This is a genomic window from Streptomyces sp. NPDC058464 (assembly GCF_042721035.1).
In the GTDB taxonomy this organism is placed as follows: Bacteria; Actinomycetota; Actinomycetes; order Streptomycetales; family Streptomycetaceae; genus Streptomyces.
This window is the reverse complement of record NZ_JBHXMA010000011.1, coordinates 49,927-73,753: the sequence shown is the minus strand read 5'-3', so window position 1 is coordinate 73,753 and position 23,827 is coordinate 49,927. Positions and strand designations below refer to the sequence as shown.

Genomic DNA, 23,827 nt, shown 5'->3' with positions numbered 1-23,827 from the left:
TCGCTGCAGTGAGCCGGTCCACCTCAGGGTGGGCCGGCTTTTTGCCATGCCCGACACCAGGCCTGACAAGCTGATCCCATGCGCTTCGGCATCCTGGGCCCCCTGGACGTACGCACCGACGACGGCACCCCCCTCGACCCCGGCGGCCCCCGCCCCCGCGCCCTGCTCACCCTGCTGCTCCTGGACGCCGGCCGGCCGGTCTCCCTCCAGCGCCTCACCGACGGGCTGTACGGCGCCGAGCCGCCCGCCGGGGCCGCCAACGCGCTCCAGTCGCAGGTCTCCCGGCTGCGCAGGCGGCTGGCCCCGCACGCGGAGATCGAGGCCGGCGCGACCGGGTACCGGGTCGCCGTCGCCCCCGACACCGTGGACGCACACCAGTTCGAAGCCTGGGCCGGGGCCGGACGCGCCGCCCTCGCCGCCGGCGACCATGCGACCGCCGCGGCCCGGCTCCGCGAGGCCCTCGGCCTGTGGCGCGGCCCCGCGCTGCCCGACGTCCCGGACGCCGAGGCCGAGGCCGCGCGGCTCGAGGAGCTGCGGCTGGCCGCCGTACAGGACCGGATCGAGGCGGACCTGGCGCTCGGCGGCGGCGCGGAGCTGGTGCCGGAGCTCCGGGCGCTGCTGGCCGGCCGCCCGCTGAGCGAGCGGCTCTACGGGCAGCTGATGCGGGCCCTGCACGCCGGCGGGCGGCCCGCCGAGGCCCTCACGGTGTACGAGGAGGCCCGCCGCACGCTCGCCGACCGGCTGGGCGCCGATCCCTCCCCCGAGCTGTCCGCGCTCCATCTGGAGCTGCTGCGGGGCTCGGCACCCGAGCGGCCCCGCCTCCCGGTCCAGCTCACCCGCTTCGTCGGCCGTGAACCCGAACTCGCCCGGATCGCCGCCGGCCTCGCCGACTCCCGGCTGCTCACGCTGACCGGCCCGGGCGGGGCCGGCAAGACCCGGCTCGCCGTCGAGGCCGCCCAGCTCCGCCCCGCCGCCTGCTTCGTGGAACTCGCGCCCCTCACCGACGGCTCCCGGATCCCGTACGCCGTCCTGGCCGCCCTCGGCGTCCGCGAGGGCCTGCGCAGCCCCGCCGCCGACACCACGGACCGGCTGCTGGCCGCCCTGGAGGACCGCGAACTGCTGCTCGTCCTGGACAACTGCGAGCACCTCGTCGAGGAGGCCGCCAGGGTCTGCGCCCTGCTCCTCGCCGCCTGCCCGGGCGTGCGCGTGCTCGCCACCAGCCGGGAGTCACTGGGCATCACCGGCGAGATCCTGGTCCCGGTGCCCCCGCTGCCACCGGAACCCGCGGTGCGGCTCTTCCTGGACCGGGCCCGCGCGGTACGCCCCGGTTTCCCCGGCCACGCGCGTGTGGCCGACATCTGCACCGCCCTGGACGGGCTGCCCCTGGCCATCGAGCTGGCCGCGGCCCGGCTGCGCACCCTCACCCCCGACGAACTCGCCGACCGCCTCGACGACCGTTTCCGCCTCCTGTCCCGCGGCGACCGTTCCAAGGCGCCCCGGCACCGCACCCTGCGCGCGGTCGTCGAGTGGAGCTGGGATCTGCTGGACGAGGAGGAGCGGGAGCTGGCGCGACGGCTGACGGTGTTCTCCGGGGGCGCGACGCTGACGGCGGTCGAGGCGGTGTGCGGGCTGCCGTATCCGGAGGACGTGCTGGCCTCGCTGGTCGAGAAGTCGTTCCTGGAGGTGTCCGAGGGCCGCTACCGGATGCTGGAGACGATCCGGGCCTTCGCCGCCGAGAGCCTGCCGGATCCCGAGGATCTCGGGGACGCCCACGCCGGTTACTTCCTGCGGCTGGCCGAGGAGGCCGAGCCGCGGCTGCGCGGCGGCGGGCAGCTGCCCTGGCTGGCCCGGCTGGCCGCCGAGCACGCCGACCTGGACGCGGCGCTCCGCCACCTCGTCCGCCGTGACAGCGCGGGCGCCCTGCGCCTCATGGGCCCCCTGTCCTGGTTCTGGCGACTGCGCGGGGTGCACGGCGAACGGGTGGCGACGGCACGGGAGCTGCTGGCCGCCGTCGGGGACGCGCCGCCGCCCGGCCTGGAGGAGGAGTACGTACTCTGCGCGGTCAACGCGCTCTCCGGCACGGGCGACGAACCGGAACTCGTCGCGCGCGTGGACGCAGTGCTGGACGCCTACCGGGGGCCGTTGCGGCTGCCGTACATCCTCGTGCTGTGGGCGGTCGCGGCCGGTCCGCGGCCCGCCACCGACGCGCACGCGCTCACCCTGGCCGGCGACTCCCCCTGGGCGCGCGCCCTGCTCGACGTCGGCCTCGGCTTCCGGGCCCAGTTCGCGGGACGGCCGCGGGAGTCCGAGGAGTACTTCGCCCGGGCCCTGGCCGGATACCGGGTCACCGGTGACCGCTGGGGCATGGCCAACTGCCTCGACCCGCTCGGCATGCTCGCCCACACCCGCGGTGAGTCCGACCGGGCCCTGGAACTGCTCGACGAGGGACTGGCGTACGTGCGGGAGCTGGCCGCGCCGGAGGAGACCGCCGACCTGCTGCGCACCCGGGCCACCGTGCTGCTGCACCGGGGCGACACGGCGGCCGCGGTGGCCCACTTCGACGAGGCGCTGGCACTCGCGCGGGGCGCCGGGCTCCCCGACAAGGTGGCGGCCGCCCGGCGCGGTCTGGGCGACGCGGCCCGGCTGTCCGGGGACACGGCACACGCGCGCGTGCACTACGAGAACGCCCTCCAGGAGTGCGCCGCCAACTGGTTCAGCGTCGGCGAGACCGTGCGCAGCCTCATCGGGCTCGGCCGCACGGCCGCCGCCGAAGGGCACGCGGAGGAGGCCCGCGACTGGTTCCGGCAGGCCGTCGAGCTGGCCGTGGAGGGACCGGGCGACCTGGAACTGGCCGACGCGGCCGAGGCGCTGGCCTCCGCCGCCGGCTCGGCCGAGCGGGCCGCGGTCCTGCTGGGTGCGGCGACGGGCCTGCGGGGCGGCCTGGCCGAGGCGGACCCGGACGTCGTACGCGTCGAACGGGAGGTACGGGCGAAGCTGACCGCCGAGGCGTACGACCAGGCCTTCGAGCAGGGCCGACGGCAACGGTCGGCGGCGGTCAGCGAACGGTAGGGGGACGGTCAGCGCCCCCGCCGAAGCTCATCGCATGACGAAGAACACGACGAAGAACACGACCAAGAACACGACCAAGAACCTCTCGGATCTCAGTGTCCTGATCTCCGGCGCCAGCGTCGCCGGACCCGCCCTCGCCCTCAACCTCGCCCGGCTCGGCGCCCGCGTCACCGTCGTCGAGAGGGCCCCGGACCTGCGCGGGGGCGGCTTCGCGGTCGACTTCCGCGGGCACGTCCACCGCACGGTCCTGACCTCCATGGGCATCTGGGACGAGATCCACGCCCGCCAGACCCACATGGGCCGCCAGACGGTCGTCGACGCCGACGGCAGCCCGCGCGTCGACCTGCCCGCCGAGCTGATGAGCGGCGACGTGGAGATCTTCCGCGGCGACCTCGCCCAGATCATGTACGAGCGGACCAGGAACGACGTCGAGTACGTCTTCGGCGACTCGATCGCCTCCCTCGCGGAGGACCCGCAGGGCGTCGACGTCACCTTCGAGCAGGGCGCGCCCCGCCGCTTCGACCTGGTCGTCGGCGCCGACGGGCTGCACTCCAACACCCGCCGGCTCGTCTTCGGCGACGAGTCCCGCTACCTGCGCTTCTTCGACCACTACGTGGCCGGCTTCGACGTCCCCAACCACCTGGGCCTGGACCGCACAGGCCGCGTCTACAGCGAGCCCGGCCGCGCGTTCGTCATCGGCAACTACGACGGGGACCCGGACCGTGCGGGCGCACTGCTGGTCTTCCGGTCCGAGGAGCTGTCGTACGACCGCCGGGACGTCACGGCGGTCAAGCGGATCCTGGCGGACCGCTTCGCCGGGATGGGCTGGGAGACCCCGGCCGTCCTCAGGGCCCTCGAAGACGCCGACGACCTGTACTTCGACGCGATCGCCCAGATCCACGTCGACCGCCTCGTCAAGGGGCGGGTGGCGCTGCTCGGGGACGCCGGGTACGGGGCGACGATGGGCGGGATGGGGACCGGCGTGGCGATCGTCGGGGCCTATGTCCTCGCCGGTGAACTGGCTCTCGCGGGCGGCGACTTCCGTACCGCCTTCGCGGAGTACGAGTCCCGGATCCGGGACTTCGCCAAGGGCTGCCAGAAGATCTCCGGGAACGCGGGCCCGTTCTTCGCCCCGCCGACCGAGCGGCGCATCCGCAGCCGGGACCGGATGTACCGGGTGCTCGCCTCGCGGCCGCTGGCCCGGTTCTTCAAGAGGATGACCGAGAAGGCGGCCACGGACATCAGGCTGCGGGAGTACCCGGCGCTGTCCGCGGTCTGAGGGCCCAGCCGTGGTCCACGGGCCCGATCCCGGCGCCGAGCGCGAACCCGGCCGCGATCGCACCGGTGACGTACTCCTTGGCCGCCGTCACCGCCTCCGGCACGGACTGCCCCTTCGCGAGCTGCGACGCGATCGCGGAGGCGAGGGTGCAGCCGGTGCCGTGGGTGTGCCGGTTGTCGTGCCGGGGGGCGCGCAGCAGGAGCTCGTCGGTGCCGTCCGTGAGCAGGTCGACGGCCTCGCCGGGCAGGTGCCCGCCCTTGATCAGCACCCAGGTCGGGCCGTACGACAGCACGGCCGCCGCGGCCCGGCGCAGATCGGCCTCCGACTCGACCCGCACCCCGGTGAGTTGGGCCACCTCGTCGAGGTTCGGGGTGGCGACGGTGGCCAGCGGGAGGAGCTGGGTGCGGACCGAGTCGAGGGCGGAGGCGGCGAGGAGCGAGTCACCGTGCTTGGAGATCCCGACCGGGTCGACGACCACGGGGACGTCGGTGGCGGCGAGCAACTCCGCGACCGTCTCGACGAGTTCGGCCGAGGCGAGCATCCCGGTCTTCACCGCGTCCACGCCGATGTCGTCGACCACGCTCCGGTACTGGGCGCGGACGGCCGCCACCGGCAGCTCCCAAGCCCCCTGCACGCCCGTCGAGTTCTGCGCGGTCACCGCCGTGAGCACGCTCATGCCGTGCACGCCCAGCGCCAGCATCGTCTTCAGGTCGGCCTGGATCCCGGCCCCGCCACCGGAGTCGGAGCCCGCGACGGTCAGGACCCGCGGCAGGCTCATGACTCGATGTCCCCGAAGTGGTCCCAGCCGCCCTTGCTGGTCCAGGGCGCCCCGTCGACGGTCACCTGGGGCAGCGCGGACGGGTTGAGGACCTCGCCGATGACCTTCCAGCGGGCGGGCAGCTTCACGTCCGGCGGGAAGGTGGCCACGATCGCGTGGTCCTCGCCCCCGGTCAGCACCCACTGGATGGGGTCTACGCCGACGGCCTGGCCGATGTCGTTCATCTGGGTCGGGATGTCGATCGCGCCGGAGCGGATGTCGATCCGCACCTTGCTGGCCTCGGCGATGTGCCCGAGATCGGCGATCAGCCCGTCGCTCACGTCGCACATCGCGGTAGCGCCGAGGGCGGCGGCGGCCGGGCCCGCGTGGTACGGCGGCTCGGGGCGGCGGTGCGCCTCCACGAACGCCCGCGGCGAGCGGAAGCCCCGGGAGAGCACCGCGTAGCCGGCCGCGGACCAGCCCAGCCAGCCCGTGACGGCGATCAGGTCGCCGGGCTGGGCGCCGGCCCGGGTGACCGGCTCCTGGTTGCGCAGATCGCCGAGCGCGGTGATCGACACCATGATCGTGTCGCCGCGGACCACGTCGCCGCCGACCACCGAGGCGCCGGCCACCTGGCACTCGTCGCGCAGGCCGTCCATCAGCTCGCTGGGCCAGGTCACCGGGAGCTCGGCGGGCACCACCAGGCCGAGCAGCAGGGCGGTCGGCACGGCGCCCATGGCGGCGATGTCCGCGAGGTTCTGCGCGGCCGCCTTGCGGCCGACGTCGTAGGCCGTGGACCAGTCGCGGCGGAAGTGCCGGCCCTCCAGCAGGATGTCGGTGCTCGCCACCACCCGGCGGTCGGGCGCGGCGACCACCGCGGCGTCGTCGCCGGGACCGACCCGGACCGCCGGAGTGGTGGTGAGACGGGAGGTGAGCTCCCTGATGAGCCCGAACTCCCCCAGCTCACCAACAGTGCCCTTCATTGCCCTTACGCCCCTTCTCTGCCTTGCCGTGCCCGCTCGCGCGTCACCGTCGTCGTGGATACGGTCGAGGTGACCGTCAACATCTGTCGTGCCTGCACCCCGGCGCGCAAGCCCCTGTCCGCGCAGGTCTCCCCGCGGTGAGCGGCGACGCGATACCGTGGCGTTCCTTTTCCCCACATGATCCTCGTGGCCGCCCTGGAGGTTCCGTGGTACAGGCGTACATCCTGATCCAGACGGAGGTCGGCAAAGCGTCGACCGTCGCCGAGACGATCAGCAAGATCCCCGGCGTCATCCAGGCCGAGGACGTGACAGGACCGTACGACGTCATCGTGCGCGCGCAAGCCGACACAGTCGATGAGCTCGGTCGCATGGTGGTCGCGAAGGTCCAGCAAGTGGACGGCATCACGCGCACCCTGACCTGCCCGGTCGTCCATCTGTAGCCCCCGTCTACCCTTGGCCGGTGAACATCTTCCGTCACCGGCCATCCGGTCTGCCCGCGCTCGCCGCGCTGATGATCGCGGCAGCGGGCTGCTCATCAGCAGACGACGCCCCGTCGGCGGCGGTTCCCAGTCCGGGCGGGGCGGTTGCGAAGCTGTGCCGTCGCCTCGACGGGGTGCTGCCGAAGAAGGTCGACGGACTCACGCGCCGTGACCCCGAGCCCTCGTCCGCGCTGACCGCGGGCTGGGGGGACCCCGCGATCATACTGCGCTGCGGTGTCTCGCGACCCGCGAAGATGTCCGATCCGGAGGCCGACGGGGTCGAGGTGAACGGGGTGGGCTGGTTGCTGGAGCAGCAGGCCGACAAATCGTTTCGATTCACGACGACGTTGCGGAAGGCGTATGTCGAGGTGACGATTCCCGCGGGGCGGACCGGGGACGGCATGGCGCCGTTGGTGAGTCTGGCGCCTGCCATCAAGAAGGCGGTGCCGGAAGGGATTGCCGACTAGGCGGGTCCGGCGAGGTCCGCAGCGCCCCGTCAGGCAGCGCCCCCTTGGGGGCGCGTCAGCGCAGGCCCGTCGAGCGGTTCAGGGCTGCCTGGATCAGGCGGTCGATCAGCTCGGGGTAGGCGACACCGGTCGCCTGCCACATCTGGGGGTACATCGAGATCGGGGTGAAGCCCGGCATCGTGTTGATCTCGTTGATGACGAAGTCGCCGTCCTCCGTGAGGAAGAAGTCGGCGCGGACCAGGCCCTCGCAGGACGCGGCCTCGAAGGCGTCCACCGCGAGCTTCTGCACCTCGGCGGTCTCCTCGGGGGTGAGGGGGGCCGGGACGATGCCGGGGGTGGAGTCGATGTACTTGGCCTCGAAGTCGTAGTACGCGTGCTCGGAGGGTGGCGGGATCTCGGCCGGGACCGAGGCGCGTGGGCCGTCCTCGAACTCCAGGACGCCGACCTCGATCTCACGGCCGCGGATGCCCGCCTCGATCAGGATCTTCGGGTCGTGGGACTGGGCCTCGGCGATCGCCTCGTCCAGGCCGGAGAGGTCGTCGACCTTGGTGATGCCGATCGACGAACCGGCACGCGCGGGCTTCACGAACAGCGGCCAGCCGTGCTCGCCGGCGAAGTCGACGATCCGCTTGCGGGCGGCGGACTCGTCCTGCTGCCACTCGCGGGGGCGGATCACCAGGTACGGGCCGACGCCGAGCCCGAAGGAGGCGAACACCCGCTTCATGTACTCCTTGTCCTGGCCGACGGCCGAGGCGAGCACGCCCGAACCGACGTACGGGACGCCGGACAGCTCCAGGAGACCCTGCAGGGTGCCGTCCTCGCCGTACGGTCCGTGCAGCACCGGGAAGACGACGTCGACCTCGCCGAGCGCCTTGGGCACCGAGCCGGGCTCGCTGTAGACGACCTCGCGGCTGGCGGGGTCGACGGGGAGGACCACGCCGCCCTCGGTCGACTCGGCGAGGTCGCCGACCTCGGGGGTGCGGCGCTCGGTGATGGCCATGCGCTCGGGTTCGTCGGCCGTGAGCACCCAGCGGCCTTCCCGGGTGATGCCGATCGGCAGGACGTCGTACTTCGTCCGGTCGATGGAGTTCAGGACGGCTCCGGCGGTGACCGTGGAGATCCCGTGCTCGGAGCTGCGGCCGCCGAAGACGACGGCCACGCGCGGCTTGCGAGCGGGCTGCTCAGGGCTCTGGGGGAGGTTCTGGGTGCTCATATCGCGTTGAGAGTACCCGGTGGTAGGGCCCCGAGACAGCGTCGGCAGGGCGGGTTCGCTCAGCGTCGTTCGGGCTTCGCGCTGCGCGACATCAGCTCCTTGAGGGCGACCACCGGCGGCTTGCCCTCGTGCACGATGTCGACGACCGTCTCGGTGATCGGCATCTCCACGCCGTGCCGGCGGGCCAGATCGGCCACCGACTCGCAGGACTTGACGCCCTCGGCCGTCTGCTTGGTGACCGCGATGGTCTCCTCCAGGGTCATGCCCTTGCCGAGGTTGGTGCCGAAGGTGTGGTTGCGGGAGAGCGGGGAGGAGCAGGTGGCCACCAGGTCGCCGAGCCCGGCGAGACCCGAGAAGGTCAGCGGGTCGGCGCCGAGGGCGAGGCCGAGCCGCGCGGTCTCCGCGAGGCCGCGCGTGATGAGCGAACCCTTGGCGTTGTCGCCGAGCCCCATGCCGTCGGCGATGCCCACGGCGAGGCCGATGACGTTCTTCACCGAGCCGCCCAGCTCGCACCCGACCACGTCGGTCTCGGTGTACGGCCGGAAGTACGGCGTGTGGCAGGCGGCCTGGAGCCGCCGGGCGACCGTCTCGTCGGTACAGGCGACCACGGCGGCGGCCGGCATGCGGGCCGCGATCTCCCGGGCGAGGTTGGGTCCGGTGACGACGGCGACGCGGTCCGCGGCGACCTTGGTGACGTCCTGGATGACCTCGCTCATCCGCATGGTGGTGCCGAGTTCGACACCCTTCATGAGCGACACCAGGACCGTCTCGGGCGCGAGCAGCGGCGTCCATTCGGCGAGGTTGGCCCGCATGGCCTGGGACGGCACCGACAGGAACGTGAAGTCGGCGCCGGCGGCCGCCTCGGCGGGATCGGTCGTGGCCCGCAGGTTCTCGGGGAGTTCCACGCCGGGCAGGTAGTCGGGGTTGGTACGGCCCGAGTTGACGGCCTCGGCCACCTCCGCGCGCCGCGCCCACAGGGTGACCTCGCACCCGGCGTCGGCGAGCACCATCCCGAAGGCCGTACCCCACGAACCCGCGCTGAAGACCGCCGCCTTGGCAGGCTTGCTCACTTGCCGCTCTCCTCTTCCGCACCGCTCTGCGCACGCGTGCGGCGGCGCTGCTCGATCCGCACCTGCCGTGGATCGTAGGGGGTCTCGGGAGCCTTCTCGCCGCGGATCTCCTCCAGCTGGCGGGTGATGGCCGCCATGATGACCTCGGTCGCCTCCTTGAGGACGTCCTGGGTCATCTCCTTGTCGTAGAAGCGCGTGAGGTCGACCGGCGGGCCCGCGAGGACGTGGTGCGTCTTGCGGGGCAGCAGGTTGAGCTTCTTCGCGTACGGCGGGAGCAGTTCGTTGGCGCCCCACTGGGCGACCGGGATGACCGGGCACTTGGTCTGCAGGGCGACCCGGGCGGCACCGGTCTTGGCGGTCATGGGCCACTGGTCCGGGTCGCGGGTGATCGTTCCCTCAGGGTAGAAGGCGACGCACTCGCCGCGCTCCACGGCGTCGATCGCGGCCCGGAAGGCGCTGAGCGCGTCGGTGGACTCGCGATAGACGGGGATCTGGCCGGTACCGCGCATCGCGGCGCCGACGAATCCCTTCTTGAAAAGCCCGCTCTTCGCGAGGAATCTCGGAACGCGGCCGGTGTTGTACTGATAGTGGGCGTAGGCGAAGGGGTCGATGTGGGAATTGTGGTTCACCGCGGTGATAAATCCGCCCTCGGCCGGAATGTTCTCCATTCCGCGCCAGTCCCGCTTGATCAGAACGACCAGCGGAGGTTTGCAGAGCACCGCAGCGAAGCGGTACCAGAAGCCGATTCTCCGGCGGGGCACGCGGACACCTTCCTCTAGGACTTCATCCCGGCCTGGGATCGGGAAGAAGTGTGGCCCCGGCCCGCCGGCCTGTCGAGAACACCGTACGCCTCGGCATCGCGACCACCCCGGGAGCCCGGGTGACAATGAGGCAACAAGGGAGGGACGGTACGACTGTGCAGTGGACCCTGGTCATCCCGCTCAAGCCGCTGGCCCGTGCCAAGAGCAGGCTCGCGGACACCGCGGCGGACGGCGTGCGTCCGTCACTGGCCCTCGCCTTCGCCCAGGACACGGTGGCGGCGGCGCTGGCCTGCCTGTCGGTGAAGGATGTGGCGGTCGTCACGGACGACACGCTGGCCGGGCGCGAGCTGTCGGCGCTGGGCGCGCGCATCGTCCCGGACACGCCAGCGAGCGGCCTGAACGCGGCGCTGCGGCACGGCGCGGCGGCCGTCCGGGCGTCGCGTCCGGAAAGCCCCGTGGCGGCCCTGAACGCCGATCTGCCGGCGGTGCGCCCACTGGAATTGTCCCGGGTCCTGGACGCGGCCGCGGAATTCCCGCGCGCTTTTCTCCCGGACGCGGCGGCAATCGGCACCACCCTGCTGGCGGCGACCCCCGGCCATGAATTGGCGCCGGCATTCGGCCTGGATTCCCGCGCCCGGCACGCCGCCTCGGGCGCCGAGGAACTGCGACTGGTGGGCGTGGACTCGGTACGCCAGGACGTGGACACCGGCGCCGACCTGCGCGCGGCCCTGGCCCTGGGCGTGGGCCCCCGCACGGCCACGCTGGCGGCCCGCCTACTGATCCCGGACCAGTAGGCTGCGCTCATGCAGGCGACCGCATACACGTACGACCCGGTGACGCACAGTGGCCAGGTACTTCTGGACGACGGGACACCGGTGCCGTTCGACGGCCCGGCTTTCGAGGCGGGCGGACTGCGCCTGCTCAGGCCGGGGCAGCGAGTACGGATCGAAACAGAGGGGACCGGAGCGGCCCTCCGGATCACCCTGGTGACTTTGCAGACGCTCTGAGTGCAGATACCAGGGGCGCTGGGGGTACCCCCGGCCGAAGGCTGGGGGAGGAACTGCGCGACCAGCCCCCACGGCGCTGCACCCGAAACACGACGCGCATCCCCAAACACACCGCGGGCCGGACTCCCCAAGGGAATCCGGCCCGTCGCGTGAGTACCTCGACGCTCCCCGCGTCAGCGAGCCGTGGCCTTCTTGGCGGGAGCCTTCCGAGCCGTCGACTTCTTGGCCGGCGCCTTCTTGGCGGTGACCTTCTTGGCCGGCGCCTTCTTCGCGGCCGTCTTCTTCGCCGTCGCCGTGGTCTTCTTCGCGGTGGTCTTCTTCGCCGCCGCCGTGGTCTTCTTCGCGGCAGCGGTGGTGGTCTTCTTGGCCACCGTCTTCTTCACGGCGGTCTTCTTCGCCACCGCCGTGGCCTTCCTCGCGGTGGTCTTCTTCGCCGCCGCCTTCTTGACCGTCGCCGAAGCGCCGCCGGTCAGGCTGCCCTTGGGCGCCTTCTTGACCGCGACCTCGCCGCCGCGCGGCAGCTTCTTGGAGCCGCTCACCAGGTCCTTGAAGCCCTGACCGGCACGGAAGCGCGGCACGGAGGTCTTCTTGACCCGAACCCGCTCGCCCGTCTGTGGGTTGCGGGCGTAGCGGGCGGGGCGGTCCACCTTCTCGAAGGACCCGAAGCCGGTGACCGAGACCCGCTCACCCGCGACGACCGCGCGGACGATGGCGTCCAGGACATGGTCGACAGCCTCGGCGGCCTGCTGGCGGCCGCCCATCTTGTCGGCAATCGCTTCTACGAGCTGCGCCTTGTTCACGTCTTCCCCTTCGGAGACATCGCCAGAACGAATGTGTTCAAGCTTTTTCGCACGTTAGGCAGATATATACCGCAAATCAAACACGAAACGGGCTTATCACCCTTGTGCCGCAACGGACTCGGCCTGCTCGTACGGTCCGGTCAGCGGTCCTCTTCGGGGATTCGACCCGCGTCGAGGTCCGCGTTGAACCGTTCGAGCCGCCTTGCCGCGTCGGCGACGTCGTGTTTGGCCGCGGCCGTAATGACCAGCAGCTTCCGGGTCAGCGCCATCCGTACGCCCTCCGGGACTTGCAGTGCGCGCACTTTTGTGTGCGCTTCCTTGAGTTGGCCCGCGACCGCCGCATAGAGCTGGAGTTGGCCGTCGTGTTCCATGCACAGATTGTGCCATCTGGGGCGAGTTGTCGCCTGCGCAGGGTGCAACTGGCGCCTCAAATGGCCTTCCGGGCACTTGCGGAAGCCGCGGACACAGCACTCACGTACCCCGACAACATCCGCCCTAACGTGGGAAGTTGGCAAGACCTGCGACAACGCGAGCGCCCGTTCGGGTGCAGACATGGCTGTACCCCCAATCGTGGCGATCGGGGGTACAGGAGGGGTGTTGCGGTGGCTGAAACCAGCCGTATTCAGATGTGTCGGTTCACGCCGAAGCGGCGCCGGCTCAGACCTGGAGCGTCCGCGGCTTGTACGACGGCCGCTTGGCCTCGTACTCGGCGATGTCGGCCTCGTTCCGGAGGGTGATGGAGATGTCGTCCAGGCCGTTCAGCAGCCGCCAGCGGGAGTTCTCGTCCAGGTCGAAGGAGGCGGTGACGCCCTCGGCGCGCACCTCGCGGGCCTCCAGGTCGACGGTGATCTCGGCCTGCGGGTCGTTCTCGGTGAGCTCCTGCAGCGCCTCCACGATCTTCTGGTCCAGGACCACCGTGAGCAGGCCGTTCTTCAGCGAGTTGCCCCGGAAGATGTCGGCGAAGCGGGAGGAGATCACGGTCTTGAAGCCGTAGTTCTGCAGCGCCCAGACGGCGTGTTCGCGGGAGGAGCCGGTGCCGAAGTCGGGGCCGGCGACCAGGACGGTCGCGCCCTGCCGCTCGGGGCGGTTGAGGATGAAGTTCTCGTCCTTGCGCCAGGCCTCGAACAGACCGTCCTCGAAGCCGTCCCTGGTGACCTTCTTGAGCCAGTGAGCAGGGATGATCTGGTCGGTGTCGACGTTGGAGCGGCGCAGCGGGACGGCCCGGCCGGTGTGCGTGGTGAATGCTTCCATGGCTGATCAGACTCCAGCGGGCGTGGATACGTCGGCGTCGGACAGGTCGGCGGGCGAGGCCAGGTGGCCCAGGACGGCCGTGGCGGCCGCGACCTGCGGGGACACCAGGTGGGTACGGCCGCCCTTGCCCTGCCGGCCCTCGAAGTTGCGGTTGGAGGTGGACGCGGAGCGCTCACCGGGGGCCAGCTGGTCGGGGTTCATGCCGAGGCACATCGAGCAGCCCGCGTGCCGCCACTCGGCGCCGGCGTCCTTGAAGACCACGTCCAGGCCCTCGGAGACGGCCTGCAGACCGACCCGCGCGGAGCCGGGGACGACCAGCATCCGTACGCCGTCGGCGACTTTGCGGTCCTTGAGGATCTCGGCTGCGGCGCGCAGGTCCTCGATCCGGCCGTTGGTGCAGGAGCCTACGAAGACGGTGTCCACGTTGATCGAGCGCAGCGGCTGGCCGGCCTCCAACCCCATGTACTCCAGGGCCTTTTCGGCGGCGAAGCGCTCCGAAGCGTCTTCGTACGAAGCCGGGTCGGGGACGTCCGCCGAAAGCGGCGCACCCTGCCCCGGGTTGGTGCCCCAGGTGACGAACGGCGAGAGCGCGGCGGCGTCGATGTGCACCTCGGCGTCGAATTCGGCGTCCGCGTCCGTCTTCAGCGTCTTCCAGTACGCGACGGCGGCGTCCCAGTCCTCGCCCTCGGGGGCGTGGGCACGGCCCTTCAGGTAGGCGAAGGTGGTCTCGTCGGGGGCGATCATGCCCGCGCGGGCGCCGGCCTCGATCGACATGTTGCAGATGGTCATCCGGGCCTCCATCGAGAGCTTCTCGATGGCGGAGCCGCGGTACTCCAGGATGTAGCCCTGGCCCCCGCCGGTACCGATCTTGGCGATGATCGCCAGGATCAGGTCCTTGGCGGTGACGCCGTCGGGCAGCTCGCCGTCGACCGTGATGGCCATGGTCTTGGGGCGGGCCAGCGGCAGCGTCTGGGTGGCCAGCACGTGCTCCACCTGGGAGGTGCCGATGCCGAACGCCAGCGCGCCGAAGGCACCGTGCGTGGAGGTGTGGGAGTCGCCGCAGACCACGGTCGTACCGGGCTGGGTCAGGCCCAGCTGGGGGCCGACGACGTGTACGACGCCCTGCTCGACGTCGCCCAGCGGGTGCAGGCGCACCCCGAACTCGGCGCAGTTCTTGCGCAGCGTCTCCAGCTGGGCGCGGGAGACCGGGTCCGCGATGGGCTTGTCGATGTCGAGGGTCGGGGTGTTGTGGTCCTCGGTCGCGATGGTGAGGTCGAGGCGGCGCACCTGGCGGCCGTTCTGGCGCAGCCCGTCGAAGGCCTGCGGGCTGGTCACCTCGTGCAGCAGGTGCAGATCGATGAAGAGGAGGTCGGGCTCGCCCTCGGCGCGCCGGACGACGTGGTCGTCCCAGACCTTCTCCGCGAGTGTCCTACCCATCGCTTTCCCTCCGGCCGGCAGACGTGCACCGGCCCAACTAGAGATCTTGAGGAGGCGGCTGCCCGAGTACCGGGCCCCTGAAGTCGTGGTTCCGGGCGTCCGCCGCCGGGCCCGTTGGTCTGCGGGCCACTGTGTGATTCCAGGGTGGCGCGTTCCACGGAAAATTGAACTTGCGTTTCACAGAGTGAGACGTGAGTATCGTTGCATGGACAACAGTAGCGGCGTCGGCGTTCTGGACAAGGCGGCCCTTGTCCTGAGCGCCCTGGAGTCCGGTCCGGCCACCCTCGCGGGTCTGGTCGGGGCCACCGGACTGGCACGGCCCACGGCCCATCGGCTGGCCGTGGCCCTGGAACACCACCGCATGGTGGCACGCGACATGCAGGGCCGTTTCATTCTCGGTCCGCGACTCGCGGAACTGGCCGCGGCGGCCGGCGAGGACCGCCTGCTCGCGACGGCGGGCCCGGTGCTGACGCACCTCCGTGACATCACCGGAGAGAGTGCGCAGCTGTATCGCCGCCAAGGGGACATGCGGATCTGCGTGGCCGCGGCGGAACGCCTGTCCGGACTTCGGGACACGGTCCCGGTCGGCTCGACGCTCACGATGAAGGCCGGTTCCTCGGCGCAGATCCTGATGGCCTGGGAGGAGCCGGAGCGGCTGCACCGCGGCCTCCAGGGCGCCCGCTTCACGGCGACGGCCCTGTCGGGCGTCCGCCGCCGCGGCTGGGCCCAGTCCATCGGCGAGCGCGAGCCGGGCGTGGCGTCGGTGTCGGCGCCGGTGCGGGGGCCGTCCAACCGCGTGGTGGCGGCCGTCTCCGTCTCCGGCCCCATCGAGCGCCTGACCCGCCACCCCGGGCGCATGCACGCGCAGGCGGTCATCGACGCGGCGGCCCGCCTGTCGGAGGCGCTGCGCCGTTCCGGCTGAGGACCGACACGAACGTTCCCGTCGGGAGAGGCCGGCCTCAACGCCGCGGCAGGTCTCTTCCCACGGGAGTGGAGAAACCCAGGGGCGCGGGGAACTGCGCGACCAGCCACTCGCCGCCCGCACCCGCCCAGTGAGCGAAGCTCCTACGGCACAGAATGTGCCACCACAGGCCGTCAGCCGTCCGCGACGCCGTCGTGGCTGATCGCACAGTTCCCCGCGCCCCTAGGGGGCGCTCCGGTGAGCGAACCGGTCCTTCGCGTAACGCCCCCGGCGCTCCAGCGGCAGCACCCCGCTCGCCGCGCCCATCCCGAACTCCGGCATGTCGAAGTAGATCGACTCGTACGCGCCCTCGGGCGCCACGTACGTCTCGTGCCACAGGCCCACGTGCTGCCGCAGCTTCCCTTCACGCTCCTTGCGGTTCACGATGCTCCACATCCCGTGGTGCAGCATCTCCGGCGAACTCGCGTACGCGTACAGCTTCTCCTTCGACTCCCAGTACTGGACGACGTAGTACGTCCGCGGCGAAGCCGTCAGCAGGATGCGGCCGAGCAGCCCCCGGCCGGGATCCCGCGCCAGCTCCCTCAGCATGCGGAACATCGACAGCATGACCGGGAGCCACTGGTGGACCGCCCAGAAGTGGTTGATGCGCATGCCGATGAGCAGGACCACCGCGTCACCCTCGCGGGCAGCGGTCGTACGGCCCGGAATCGGTTTGGTGAACATGAGGAACGACACCCCCGGAGCCTGTCGGATAGCGGCACTATCCTTCTGTCGGTGTTTGGATAGTGGCACTTACCAAGGAGGCGCGCAAGACATGCGGCTTGCCCAGTTGAGCGAGCGCAGCGGGGTGTCCGCCGCGACGATCAAGTACTACCTGCGCGAGGGGCTGTTGCCGCCGGGCCGCCAGGTCAACGCCACGACCGCGGAGTACGACGAGGAGCACCTGCGGCGGCTGCGGCTGGTGCGGGCGATGATCCAGGTGGGGCGGATCCCCGTGGCGACGGTCCGCGAGGTGCTCGGGCATGTGGACGACGACTCGCTGGGCCGCACGATCCGGGTGGGCGCCGCCCTGTGGGCGCTGCCGCAGCTCCCGGAGCCGGACGAGGACGACGAGTACGTGCGGGCCGCGCACCGGGAGGCCGACGCCCTGCTCGACGCTCTCGGCTGGGAGAACGCCAAGCAGCTGACGACCATCTCCCCCGCGTACCGCCGGCTGGTGGTCGCACTGGCCGCGTTCCGCCGCCTCGGCTACGACTGGGACGCCGAACTCCTGCTGCCGCGCGCGAAGTTGATGTACCAGGCGGCCGTCGCCGACCTGGACTTCCTGGAGACGCATCCGTCGGAGGCGGAGAAGGTGGAGGCCGCGGTGGCCAGCGCGGTGCTGGTGGAGCCGATGCTCCAGGCGCTGCACCGGCTGGCCCAGGAGGAGGAGACAGCCCGGCGTTACGGCTTCGAGTAGGGAGACGTACGCCCCCGTGCCGTACGCCCCTTCGCCGTACGGCACGGCAAAGGCCCTCCGCCGAAGCGGAGGGCCTTCTGTGTGTACCCCCGACCGGATTCGAACCGGCGCTACCGCCTTGAGAGGGCGGCGTGCTAGGCCGCTACACAACGGGGGCGAAGATCTGCGTTTCCGCAGATCCGAGCTGGTCTACCTGGACTCGAACCAAGACTAACTGAACCAGAATCAGTCGTGCTGCCAATTACACCATAGACCAATGTGGTTTAGACCAGTTCGTACCCCCGACCGGATTCGAACCGGCGCTACCGCCTTGAGAGGGCGGCGTGCTAGGCCGCTACACAACGGGGGCCCTAGCGATCATCCGTGGAAGATCTCCGTACCCCCGACCGGATTCGAACCGGCGCTACTGCCTTGAGAGGGCAGCGTGCTAGGCCGCTACACAACGGGGGCTTTGCAGATGAGCTCTGCGAGCTGGCCTACCTGGACTCGAACCAAGACTAACTGAACCAGAATCAGTCGTGCTGCCAATTACACCATAGGCCACTGGAACGCAAGCCCCTGAGGGGATCTTGTTCTAGTTTCGCGCCTCCGGTTCCGGCCTTTCGGCCCGCTCTCCGGCGGCGCAGGAAGAACATTACCCGAAGGTGGACGGGGCTCCAAAACGGGTATCCGCGCGGAGGATCGCGGGCAGTTCGGCGAGGGAGGCGATCCGGTGCGGGCCGGCGGGAGCGTCGACCCCGGTGGACGGGTCGGTGGACGGGTCGGTGGACGGGCCTGTGGCCGGGTCGGTGGACGGCCGGAAGGCCGGCGCGGCGGCCGGTCCCCGGCGGTCGATCCAGACCGACAGCAGCCCGGCGTCCGCGGCGCCCCGCCCGTCGATCTCCGGGTGGTCGCCGACGTACGCGACCTGGTGCGGGGCGAGTTCCAGCGCCTCGCAGGCCGCCAGGAAGGCACCGGCCGCGGGCTTGGAGACGCCCAGTTCGGCGGCGCACAGGACGGCCTCGAAGCGGTCGTGCACCCCGAGCGTGCGCAGCTTGCGGTCCTGGACGTGCAGGCTGGAGTTGGAGAGCACGGCGTGCCGGTAGCCGGCCGCGAGGGCGTCCAGGGCGGGCAGGACGTCCGGGAACAGGCTCCAGACGGCCTCGTAGTGCGTCAGGTACCGGCGGAACCAGTCGTCGGCCTCGGCGTCGGTGAGCTCCGCCCCCAGGAACACCCGCACCCGGTCCCGGCGCTGGTCCTCGAAGGTGAGCTCGCCCGCCGCGAACCGCGCCCACTGCTGGTCGGTGATCTCCCGCCACCGCACCAGCGCCGCCTCCGCGCTCCGCCACCCCGCGAGCAGCCCCTCCGCCGCCAGGTGCGCCCGCATGCCCTCGCGGTCGGCACTCGTGTAGTCGAAGAGAGTGTCGTCCACGTCCCAGACCACGGCCCTGATCGTCATGACACCGACCGTACCCCGCGGGCGCCGTCAGCCCAGGGTGATCGTGCCGGTCAGGGTCAGGGTCCGGCCCTGACCGTCGCGGGGACGGGCGGTGAGCTTCCAGGTGTACGTGCCGGTCGGGGCCGCGGCGCCGCTGTCGGTGGTGCCGTCCCAGGCCGGGCGTACGGCCGCGCCCGTGGCGGCGCCGGTCAGGGTGCGCCGGACCGTGCCCGAGGGCGTGGCGAGCGTCAGGGTCCAGGTGGACGGCTTGTTCAGCTGCCACACCGGCGACCAGGGCGCCGACCTGGTGATGACGGACGGCGAGTAGACCTGCACGTCCATCTGGGCGAGCGGCGAGGTGGGGACGCCGCTGGGGACGAGCCACACCTGTCCGTACGTCGCGCCCAGGTAGGCGATCTGGCCACCGAACCGGTCCACGGCCCAACGGCCGTTGCCGGCACCCGTGTTCTGGTCGGTCGCGGGCAGCACGGCCACGACGCGGGTCGTCGCGGTCCCGGTGTGGACGTCGGTGAGAACCAGTTCGTGGGTGGTCCGGTTCTCGCGCACCAGGAAGCCGTCGCCGAGGCGGGCCGGGGAGGGGCCGGCGGGGACCGGGATGTTCCGCTTGGCCGCCCGGTCGTAGACCCCGGCCGGGCCGGAGGCGCCGCAGCTCCAGTAGAGGCGGCTGTTGACGGCCTGGATGTCGGTGGGGGTGCAGTGGGCGCCGGTGGTGACCGTGGTCGTGGTCCTGCCGGTCCTCAGGTCGTGGCCGGTGATCGACCCCTTGGTGCTGCCGGGCGTCCACAGGACCGTGCCCCACAGGGCCGCCGTGGTGCGGCTCCGGCTGAGCGCGACTCTGCCGGACGTGGCGCCGCGCGGGAAGTCGACGATCTTCTGCACGCCGGGCGTGCCGCCGTTGTAGAGCACGTAGCGGCCGGTGGCGCCGGCGATGCGGCCGCCGTGGTCGCCCGTCTGCACGTTCTGCAGCGAGGCGGTGTCGAGGCCGGTCTCGATCACGTACTCCCGGCCGGAGGAGTCGGTGAAGAGGTGGACGACGTGTCCGTCGCCGAGCGCCTCCAGCTGGGGGCAGGCGGCGTCGCCCGGGAGGCAGGTGGGGTCGGCCAGGGCGGGGCTGCGGCGGGTCTGCGGCCCGACCGGCACGCCGGCGGCGTCGAGCGCGAAGCTGGAGATCAGGTGGCCGTTGCCCTGCCTGCCGTCCAGGAACAGCTCACCGCCGGCCATGGCCAGCCCCTCGGCCCGTATCCGGTCGGCCGGGATCTGGGCCACCTTCTCGGTGGCGGTGCCGCCGTCCGCGGTGGGGGTGATGCGGTGGACGTTCCAGTCGAGGCTGGAAGTGCCCGCGGTGGCGAGTGCGCCGCCGTCCGGGGTCGGGCCCATTCCTCCGGAGGAGTTCGCGAGGACGGTGCGGGTCTCTCCGGTGGTCAGCGAGCGGGCCGTCAGCGCGGGCCTGGTGCCGCCCTGGACGAAGGTCGGGTTGCCGGTGAGGAGCTGGTCACCGACGACGGCCACCAGTTCGGCGCCCCAGGGCGTCATTCCGGTGGGCTGGGTGCCCGGGGCGGCGTCGACGCGGATGTACCTCCAGTCGGCGACCAGCCAGCGGTCGTTGAAGCGGACCGGCGGATCGGCGGCCACTCCGGTGACGTAGGTGCGGAAGGTGCCGTCGCCGAGGTCCACCAGCCCGACGGAGGTGGTGCCGTCCAGGGTGTAGACGATCGCGGCGCGGCGGACCGAGCCGCCCGGGACGTATCCGGTGGGCCGGGCGCCCGCGGGGAGTCCGGTCACGGGGAGGTCGGTGGTGGAGCCGTCGGCCGCGGCCCGCAGGACGTGCGGGGTGCCGGAGGCGTCCTGGGTCAGCACGCTCCAGCCGGACGTGGCCTTGTAGGTCTGGCCCGCCGGGATGGTGACGGTGGCGGTCACGCCGGTGGAGCGGTGCCGCTGAGTCACCTTGGCACCCCCGTCCCAGGTGCCGACCACGTCGGTGCCGGTGGCCAGGTCGTCCGGCCCGGCATGCGCGGGCGGGACGAAGCCCGGGTAGTCCACCCAGGTGCCGGAGCCGGCGGAGGTCCGGGGTTCCCACTGGAACCCGGACGCCCCCGCCCACATGTAGGACACGGAGGTCGGCTCCCACGACCTGAGCGTGACGAACCCGACCGGTGCGGGGACCGCGGGCCCGGCCTGCGCGGGCGAGGTCCCTGCGACGCCGGTCAGCGCCGCTGCTCCGGCGACGACGGCCGTGGCCAGTCTGCGCGAACGGATCGTCTTGTTCCGTGAACGGGTCACGTCCCCCACCCCCTGTACCGGTCGCGCATGCACATCATGCGCACAGGAAACATCCAACGTCCGGCCAGGAAGCGGAAGTTGGCCGGAGGGGTTAACTCCCGGAGACGGCTCGGGGGCTACTGGGGGACGCGTGAGGGGCGGCCTCCGGTGATCCGGTTGCCGCCCCTTCACGCGCACGTGTCTACGCGGTCAGCTTCGCCAGTGCCGCGTCGATCCGCGCCAGGGTCTTCTCCTTGCCCAGGACCTCGAGGGACTCGAAGAGCGGCAGGCCGACCGTGCGGCCGGTGACGGCCACCCGGACCGGGGCCTGGGCCTTGCCGAGCTTGAGGCCGTGGGCCTCGCCTGCGGCCAGGACGGCCTCCTTCAGGGACTCCGGGGAGGCCCAGTCGGCAGACTCCAGCTTCTCGCGGGCCGTGGCCAGGAGGGCGTCGCTGCCCTCCTTCATCGCCTTGGTCCAGGACGCCTCGTCCTCGGCCGGCTCCGCCAGGAACAGGAAGTCGACGTTCTCGGTGATCTCCGAGAGGACCTTCAGCCGGGTCTGGGCGTGCGGGGCGATCGCCTCCCACTTCGCCTCGTCGAAGTCCTCCGGGGCCCAGGGGGCGAAGGGGGCCTTCAGCCAGGGGGCGCAGCGCTCCGTGAAGTCCTTCACGTCCAGCATGCGGATGTGGTCGGCGTTGATCGCCTCGCACTTCTTCAGGTCGAAGCGGGCCGGGTTGGGGTTCACGTCGGAGATGTCGAAGGCCGCGACCATCTCGCCGATCGAGAAGATGTCCTGGTCGGCGGAGAGCGACCAGCCCAGCAGCGAGAGGTAGTTGAGCAGGCCCTCGGGCAGGAAGCCCTGCTCGCGGTAGAGATTGAGGGACGCCTGCGGGTCGCGCTTCGACAGCTTCTTGTTGCCCTCGCCCATGACATAGGGGAGGTGGCCGAAGGCCGGGACCTGCTGGGCGATGCCGAGGTCGATGAGCGCCTTGTAGAGGGCGACCTGACGCGGGGTGGAGGAGAGCAGGTCCTCGCCGCGCAGGACGTGGGTGATCTCCATCAGGGCGTCGTCGACCGGGTTGACCAGCGTGTACAGCGGGGCGCCGTTCGCGCGGACGATGCCGTAGTCCGGGACGTTCTCCGGGGTGAAGGTGAGCTCGCCGCGGACCAGGTCGGTGAAGGTGATCGTCTCGTCGGGCATCCGGAAGCGGACGATCGGGGTGCGGCCCTGGGCCCTGTACTCCGCCACCTGCTCCTCGGTGAGGTCGCGGCAGTGGCCGTCGTAGCCGGACGGCCTGCCGGCGGCGCGGGCGGCCTCGCGGCGGGTGTCCAGCTCCTCCTGGGAGCAGTAGCAGTGGTAGGCGTGACCGGCGTCGAGCAGCTTGGCGGCGACGTCCCGGTAGATGTCCATCCGCTGCGACTGGCGGTACGGCGCGTGCGGGCCGCCGACCTCGGGGCCCTCGTCCCAGTCGAAGCCCAGCCAGCGCATCGCATCGAGCAGCTGGTTGTACGACTCCTCGGAGTCGCGGGCCGCGTCGGTGTCCTCGATGCGGAAGACCAGCGTGCCCTGGTGGTGCCGAGCGAACGCCCAGTTGAACAAGGCGGTGCGGACCAGGCCCACGTGGGGGTTACCGGTGGGGGACGGACAGAAACGTACGCGAACGGGAGTGCCGGGTGCGCTAGCCACGCTTGACAACCTTGTTGGTGAGAGTGCCGATGCCTTCGATGGTGACGGCGACCTCGTCGCCGACGCTGAGGGGGCCGACCCCTGCCGGGGTGCCGGTGAGGATGACGTCGCCGGGGAGCAGCGTCATGGCCTCGGTGATGTTGACGACCAGGTCCGCGATGGAGTGGATCATCTCGCTCGTACGGCCGAGCTGGCGCTGTTCGCCGTTGACCGTGAGCTGGATCGTCAGGTCGGACGCGGTGGCGAGGTCCAGGTCCGTCTCCACCCAGGGGCCGAGCGGGCAGGAGGTGTCGAAGCCCTTGGCCCGGGCCCACTGCTTCTCGCGCTTCTGGACGTCGCGGGCGGTGACGTCGTTGGCGCAGGTGTAGCCGAGGATCACGTCCGCCACGCGCTCGCGCGGGACCTCGCGGCACATGCGGCCGATCACCACGGCCAGCTCGGCCTCGTGGTGGAGGTCCTGAGAGAAGGACGGGTACTGGATCTCGTCGCCGGAGCCGATCACCGAGGTGGACGGCTTGAAGAAGGCGAAGGGGGCGTCCGGGACCTCGTTGCCCAGCTCCTTCGCGTGCTCCGCGTAGTTGCGGCCGTAGGCGACGACCTTGTTGGGGAGCACCGGCGGGAGCAGGCGGACCTTGCTCAGCGGGACCTTGGTACCGGAGAGCTCGAAGTCCGCGAACGGAATGCCCTTGATGATGTCGAGGACGAGTTCGTCCTGCTTGTCGCCCTCGACGGCGCCGAAGGCGACGTTCCCGTCGATGGAGAACCTGGCGATGCGCACGGGATCCTGGCGCCCCTCACTGAGCCGGCTGGAGTCTGACGCTCCAGGCTAACGCGGTAAGGGGTGGCCGCCGCGGAATAACCCGGTGACCGGGTGGGTGAGTGAACGGCGGCCTGGCCCCGTACTACTCCGCGACCGAGGTCCCGGCGGGGATCTCCATGAGGATCGTGCGCCGCGGGTTGGCGGTCTGGGCCGGGAGGTCGAGGGAGTGCTCGGGCAGTTCGGGGGTCTGCAGTTCCTCGGCGTCCTCGAGGTGGGCGAGGGTGGTGCGGCGGGGGTTGGCTATGTTGCGGAACATCATCGTCGTCTTCACGGTTGCAGTGGACCCCGTCGTGTGTGGGTTGGCAGAGACTTCCCTCTTGTAAAGCGCCAGGCTAAACATCGAATTCCCGGCCGAAGCCGCCAAGAGGCCTGGATCTGCATGTGAGTTTGCTCACGGCGTCAAGGGCAAAGCGGTCATATCCGGCCGACAACCAGGCGCAACGAAACGGACATTGACGAACTGAACCTGTCATTCCGCTCCTGATCATGGCGACTGGGACACGGTCCACACACTGCCAACTGACAGGGATACGCCCTTTATGTACGCGATCGGCTTCCACATCTCGTAACGTGTCACTCACACGCTGTCACGGAGGTCACAGCTCGGTCCACGGCCCTTGTTGGAGATCCGGCACTGTGCTGGAATTCCACGGAACCGCCGCAGGATCG

General features: G+C 71.2%; 23 protein-coding genes and 5 tRNA genes. 8 read left to right on the top strand and 20 right to left on the bottom strand.

From position 1 onward, the window contains the following. Positions 1 to 78 precede the first annotated feature (78 nt). The gene (locus ACFWPQ_RS16955; RefSeq protein ID WP_384034556.1) at positions 79 to 3,069 is read left to right on the top strand and encodes a BTAD domain-containing putative transcriptional regulator; all 2,991 of its coding nucleotides are present in this window, start codon (positions 79 to 81) and stop codon (positions 3,067 to 3,069) included. 34 nt (positions 3,070 to 3,103) lie between these two features. Continuing rightward, the gene (locus tag ACFWPQ_RS16950) at positions 3,104 to 4,348 is read left to right on the top strand and encodes an FAD-dependent monooxygenase (protein ID WP_384034553.1); all 1,245 of its coding nucleotides are present in this window, start codon (positions 3,104 to 3,106) and stop codon (positions 4,346 to 4,348) included. Here ACFWPQ_RS16950 and thiD read toward each other — a convergent pair. Together thiD and ACFWPQ_RS16940 are read right to left on the bottom strand one after the other, a co-directional pair. Further along, positions 4,311 to 5,126, bottom strand: coding sequence for a bifunctional hydroxymethylpyrimidine kinase/phosphomethylpyrimidine kinase (gene thiD, locus ACFWPQ_RS16945; protein WP_384034550.1), 816 nt, complete (start codon positions 5,124 to 5,126; stop codon positions 4,311 to 4,313). The two genes, ACFWPQ_RS16950 and thiD, sit on opposite strands and share 38 nt — an antisense overlap. Then, positions 5,123 to 6,088, bottom strand: coding sequence for a thiamine-phosphate kinase (locus ACFWPQ_RS16940; RefSeq protein ID WP_089098531.1), 966 nt, complete (start codon positions 6,086 to 6,088; stop codon positions 5,123 to 5,125). The genes thiD and ACFWPQ_RS16940 overlap by 4 nt, the downstream gene beginning before the upstream one ends. A 206-nt stretch (positions 6,089 to 6,294) precedes the next feature. Between ACFWPQ_RS16940 and ACFWPQ_RS16935 the strand changes: the two genes are divergently transcribed. Further along, positions 6,295 to 6,528, top strand: a complete 234-nt coding sequence (locus ACFWPQ_RS16935) for an Lrp/AsnC family transcriptional regulator (RefSeq protein ID WP_028802415.1) — start codon at positions 6,295 to 6,297, stop codon at positions 6,526 to 6,528. A 20-nt stretch (positions 6,529 to 6,548) separates the two neighbouring features. Next, on the top strand, positions 6,549 to 7,034 hold the full coding sequence (locus tag ACFWPQ_RS16930; RefSeq protein WP_384034547.1) for a DUF3515 domain-containing protein: 486 nt from the start codon (positions 6,549 to 6,551) through the stop codon (positions 7,032 to 7,034). A gap of 55 nt (positions 7,035 to 7,089) precedes the next feature. Here ACFWPQ_RS16930 and ACFWPQ_RS16925 read toward each other — a convergent pair whose 3' ends face one another. From ACFWPQ_RS16925 to ACFWPQ_RS16915, 3 genes are read right to left on the bottom strand one after another with little or no spacing between them, the layout of a single operon-like run. Beyond that, on the bottom strand, positions 7,090 to 8,247 hold the full coding sequence (locus ACFWPQ_RS16925) for a D-alanine--D-alanine ligase family protein (RefSeq protein ID WP_384034544.1): 1,158 nt from the start codon (positions 8,245 to 8,247) through the stop codon (positions 7,090 to 7,092). Positions 8,248 to 8,306: 59 nt separating this feature from the next. Further along, positions 8,307 to 9,317 carry an NAD(P)H-dependent glycerol-3-phosphate dehydrogenase gene (locus tag ACFWPQ_RS16920; RefSeq protein WP_384034541.1) on the bottom strand — a complete coding sequence of 337 codons (1,011 nt, stop codon included), beginning with the start codon at positions 9,315 to 9,317 and terminating at the stop codon, positions 8,307 to 8,309. Beyond that, the gene (locus ACFWPQ_RS16915) at positions 9,314 to 10,078 is read right to left on the bottom strand and encodes a 1-acyl-sn-glycerol-3-phosphate acyltransferase (RefSeq protein WP_361289704.1); all 765 of its coding nucleotides are present in this window, start codon (positions 10,076 to 10,078) and stop codon (positions 9,314 to 9,316) included. The genes ACFWPQ_RS16920 and ACFWPQ_RS16915 overlap by 4 nt, the downstream gene beginning before the upstream one ends. A 155-nt stretch (positions 10,079 to 10,233) precedes the next feature. Here ACFWPQ_RS16915 and cofC point away from each other — a divergent pair, with 155 nt between their 5' ends. Next, positions 10,234 to 10,872, top strand: a complete 639-nt coding sequence (gene cofC, locus ACFWPQ_RS16910) for a 2-phospho-L-lactate guanylyltransferase (RefSeq protein WP_384034538.1) — start codon at positions 10,234 to 10,236, stop codon at positions 10,870 to 10,872. A 9-nt stretch (positions 10,873 to 10,881) separates the two neighbouring features. Continuing rightward, complete coding sequence (locus ACFWPQ_RS16905; protein WP_384034535.1) at positions 10,882 to 11,085, top strand: hypothetical protein; 204 nt, start codon at positions 10,882 to 10,884, stop codon at positions 11,083 to 11,085. A 173-nt stretch (positions 11,086 to 11,258) separates the two neighbouring features. Here the strand turns inward: ACFWPQ_RS16905 and ACFWPQ_RS16900 are convergent, their stop codons facing one another. The 4 genes from ACFWPQ_RS16900 to leuC all read right to left on the bottom strand — a co-directional run bounded on the left by ACFWPQ_RS16900 (position 11,259) and on the right by leuC (position 14,573). Then, on the bottom strand, positions 11,259 to 11,885 hold the full coding sequence (locus ACFWPQ_RS16900) for an HU family DNA-binding protein (protein WP_384034533.1): 627 nt from the start codon (positions 11,883 to 11,885) through the stop codon (positions 11,259 to 11,261). A gap of 140 nt (positions 11,886 to 12,025) precedes the next feature. Then, entirely contained in the window at positions 12,026 to 12,256 is a 231-nt protein-coding gene (locus ACFWPQ_RS16895) for a hypothetical protein (protein WP_181802287.1), read from the bottom strand. Positions 12,257 to 12,542: 286 nt separating this feature from the next. Then, on the bottom strand, positions 12,543 to 13,136 hold the full coding sequence (leuD, locus tag ACFWPQ_RS16890; protein ID WP_361289716.1) for a 3-isopropylmalate dehydratase small subunit: 594 nt from the start codon (positions 13,134 to 13,136) through the stop codon (positions 12,543 to 12,545). A gap of 6 nt (positions 13,137 to 13,142) precedes the next feature. Then, a complete protein-coding gene (gene leuC / locus ACFWPQ_RS16885; RefSeq protein ID WP_384034528.1) occupies positions 13,143 to 14,573 on the bottom strand; it encodes a 3-isopropylmalate dehydratase large subunit in 1,431 nt (476 codons plus the stop codon). 205 nt (positions 14,574 to 14,778) lie between these two features. On the opposite strand from leuC, the gene ndgR reads away from it, so the two are divergent. Then, the gene (ndgR, locus tag ACFWPQ_RS16880; protein WP_123973900.1) at positions 14,779 to 15,495 is read left to right on the top strand and encodes an IclR family transcriptional regulator NdgR; all 717 of its coding nucleotides are present in this window, start codon (positions 14,779 to 14,781) and stop codon (positions 15,493 to 15,495) included. Between the two features lie 222 nt (positions 15,496 to 15,717). Here the strand turns inward: ndgR and ACFWPQ_RS16875 are convergent, their stop codons facing one another. Continuing rightward, complete coding sequence (locus ACFWPQ_RS16875) at positions 15,718 to 16,218, bottom strand: DUF4188 domain-containing protein (RefSeq protein ID WP_384034525.1); 501 nt, start codon at positions 16,216 to 16,218, stop codon at positions 15,718 to 15,720. A 91-nt stretch (positions 16,219 to 16,309) separates the two neighbouring features. Between ACFWPQ_RS16875 and ACFWPQ_RS16870 the strand changes: the two genes are divergently transcribed. Next, complete coding sequence (locus tag ACFWPQ_RS16870; RefSeq protein WP_384034522.1) at positions 16,310 to 16,954, top strand: MerR family transcriptional regulator; 645 nt, start codon at positions 16,310 to 16,312, stop codon at positions 16,952 to 16,954. A gap of 84 nt (positions 16,955 to 17,038) precedes the next feature. Here the strand turns inward: ACFWPQ_RS16870 and ACFWPQ_RS16865 are convergent. The 10 genes from ACFWPQ_RS16865 to ACFWPQ_RS16820 all read right to left on the bottom strand — a co-directional run bounded on the left by ACFWPQ_RS16865 (position 17,039) and on the right by ACFWPQ_RS16820 (position 23,429). After that, positions 17,039 to 17,111, bottom strand: a tRNA-Glu gene (locus ACFWPQ_RS16865). A 27-nt stretch (positions 17,112 to 17,138) separates the two neighbouring features. Further along, positions 17,139 to 17,210: transfer RNA gene (locus tag ACFWPQ_RS16860), tRNA-Gln, on the bottom strand. A 20-nt stretch (positions 17,211 to 17,230) separates the two neighbouring features. After that, a tRNA-Glu gene (locus ACFWPQ_RS16855) sits at positions 17,231 to 17,303 on the bottom strand. Between the two features lie 28 nt (positions 17,304 to 17,331). Then, a tRNA-Glu gene (locus ACFWPQ_RS16850) sits at positions 17,332 to 17,404 on the bottom strand. Positions 17,405 to 17,425: 21 nt separating this feature from the next. Then, positions 17,426 to 17,497, bottom strand: a tRNA-Gln gene (locus ACFWPQ_RS16845). 91 nt (positions 17,498 to 17,588) lie between these two features. After that, positions 17,589 to 18,392 (bottom strand): HAD family hydrolase, encoded by an 804-nt coding sequence (locus tag ACFWPQ_RS16840; RefSeq protein WP_384034519.1) that lies wholly within the window; start codon positions 18,390 to 18,392, stop codon positions 17,589 to 17,591. A 27-nt stretch (positions 18,393 to 18,419) separates the two neighbouring features. Continuing rightward, on the bottom strand, positions 18,420 to 20,672 hold the full coding sequence (locus ACFWPQ_RS16835) for a FlgD immunoglobulin-like domain containing protein (protein WP_384034516.1): 2,253 nt from the start codon (positions 20,670 to 20,672) through the stop codon (positions 18,420 to 18,422). Between the two features lie 181 nt (positions 20,673 to 20,853). Continuing rightward, positions 20,854 to 22,338, bottom strand: coding sequence for a glutamate--tRNA ligase (gene gltX, locus ACFWPQ_RS16830; protein WP_384034513.1), 1,485 nt, complete (start codon positions 22,336 to 22,338; stop codon positions 20,854 to 20,856). Next, positions 22,331 to 23,116 (bottom strand): fumarylacetoacetate hydrolase family protein, encoded by a 786-nt coding sequence (locus tag ACFWPQ_RS16825; protein WP_384034510.1) that lies wholly within the window; start codon positions 23,114 to 23,116, stop codon positions 22,331 to 22,333. The genes gltX and ACFWPQ_RS16825 overlap by 8 nt, the downstream gene beginning before the upstream one ends. Positions 23,117 to 23,240: 124 nt before the next feature. Next, entirely contained in the window at positions 23,241 to 23,429 is a 189-nt protein-coding gene (locus tag ACFWPQ_RS16820) for a hypothetical protein (protein WP_361289737.1), read from the bottom strand. Positions 23,430 to 23,827 lie beyond the last annotated feature (398 nt).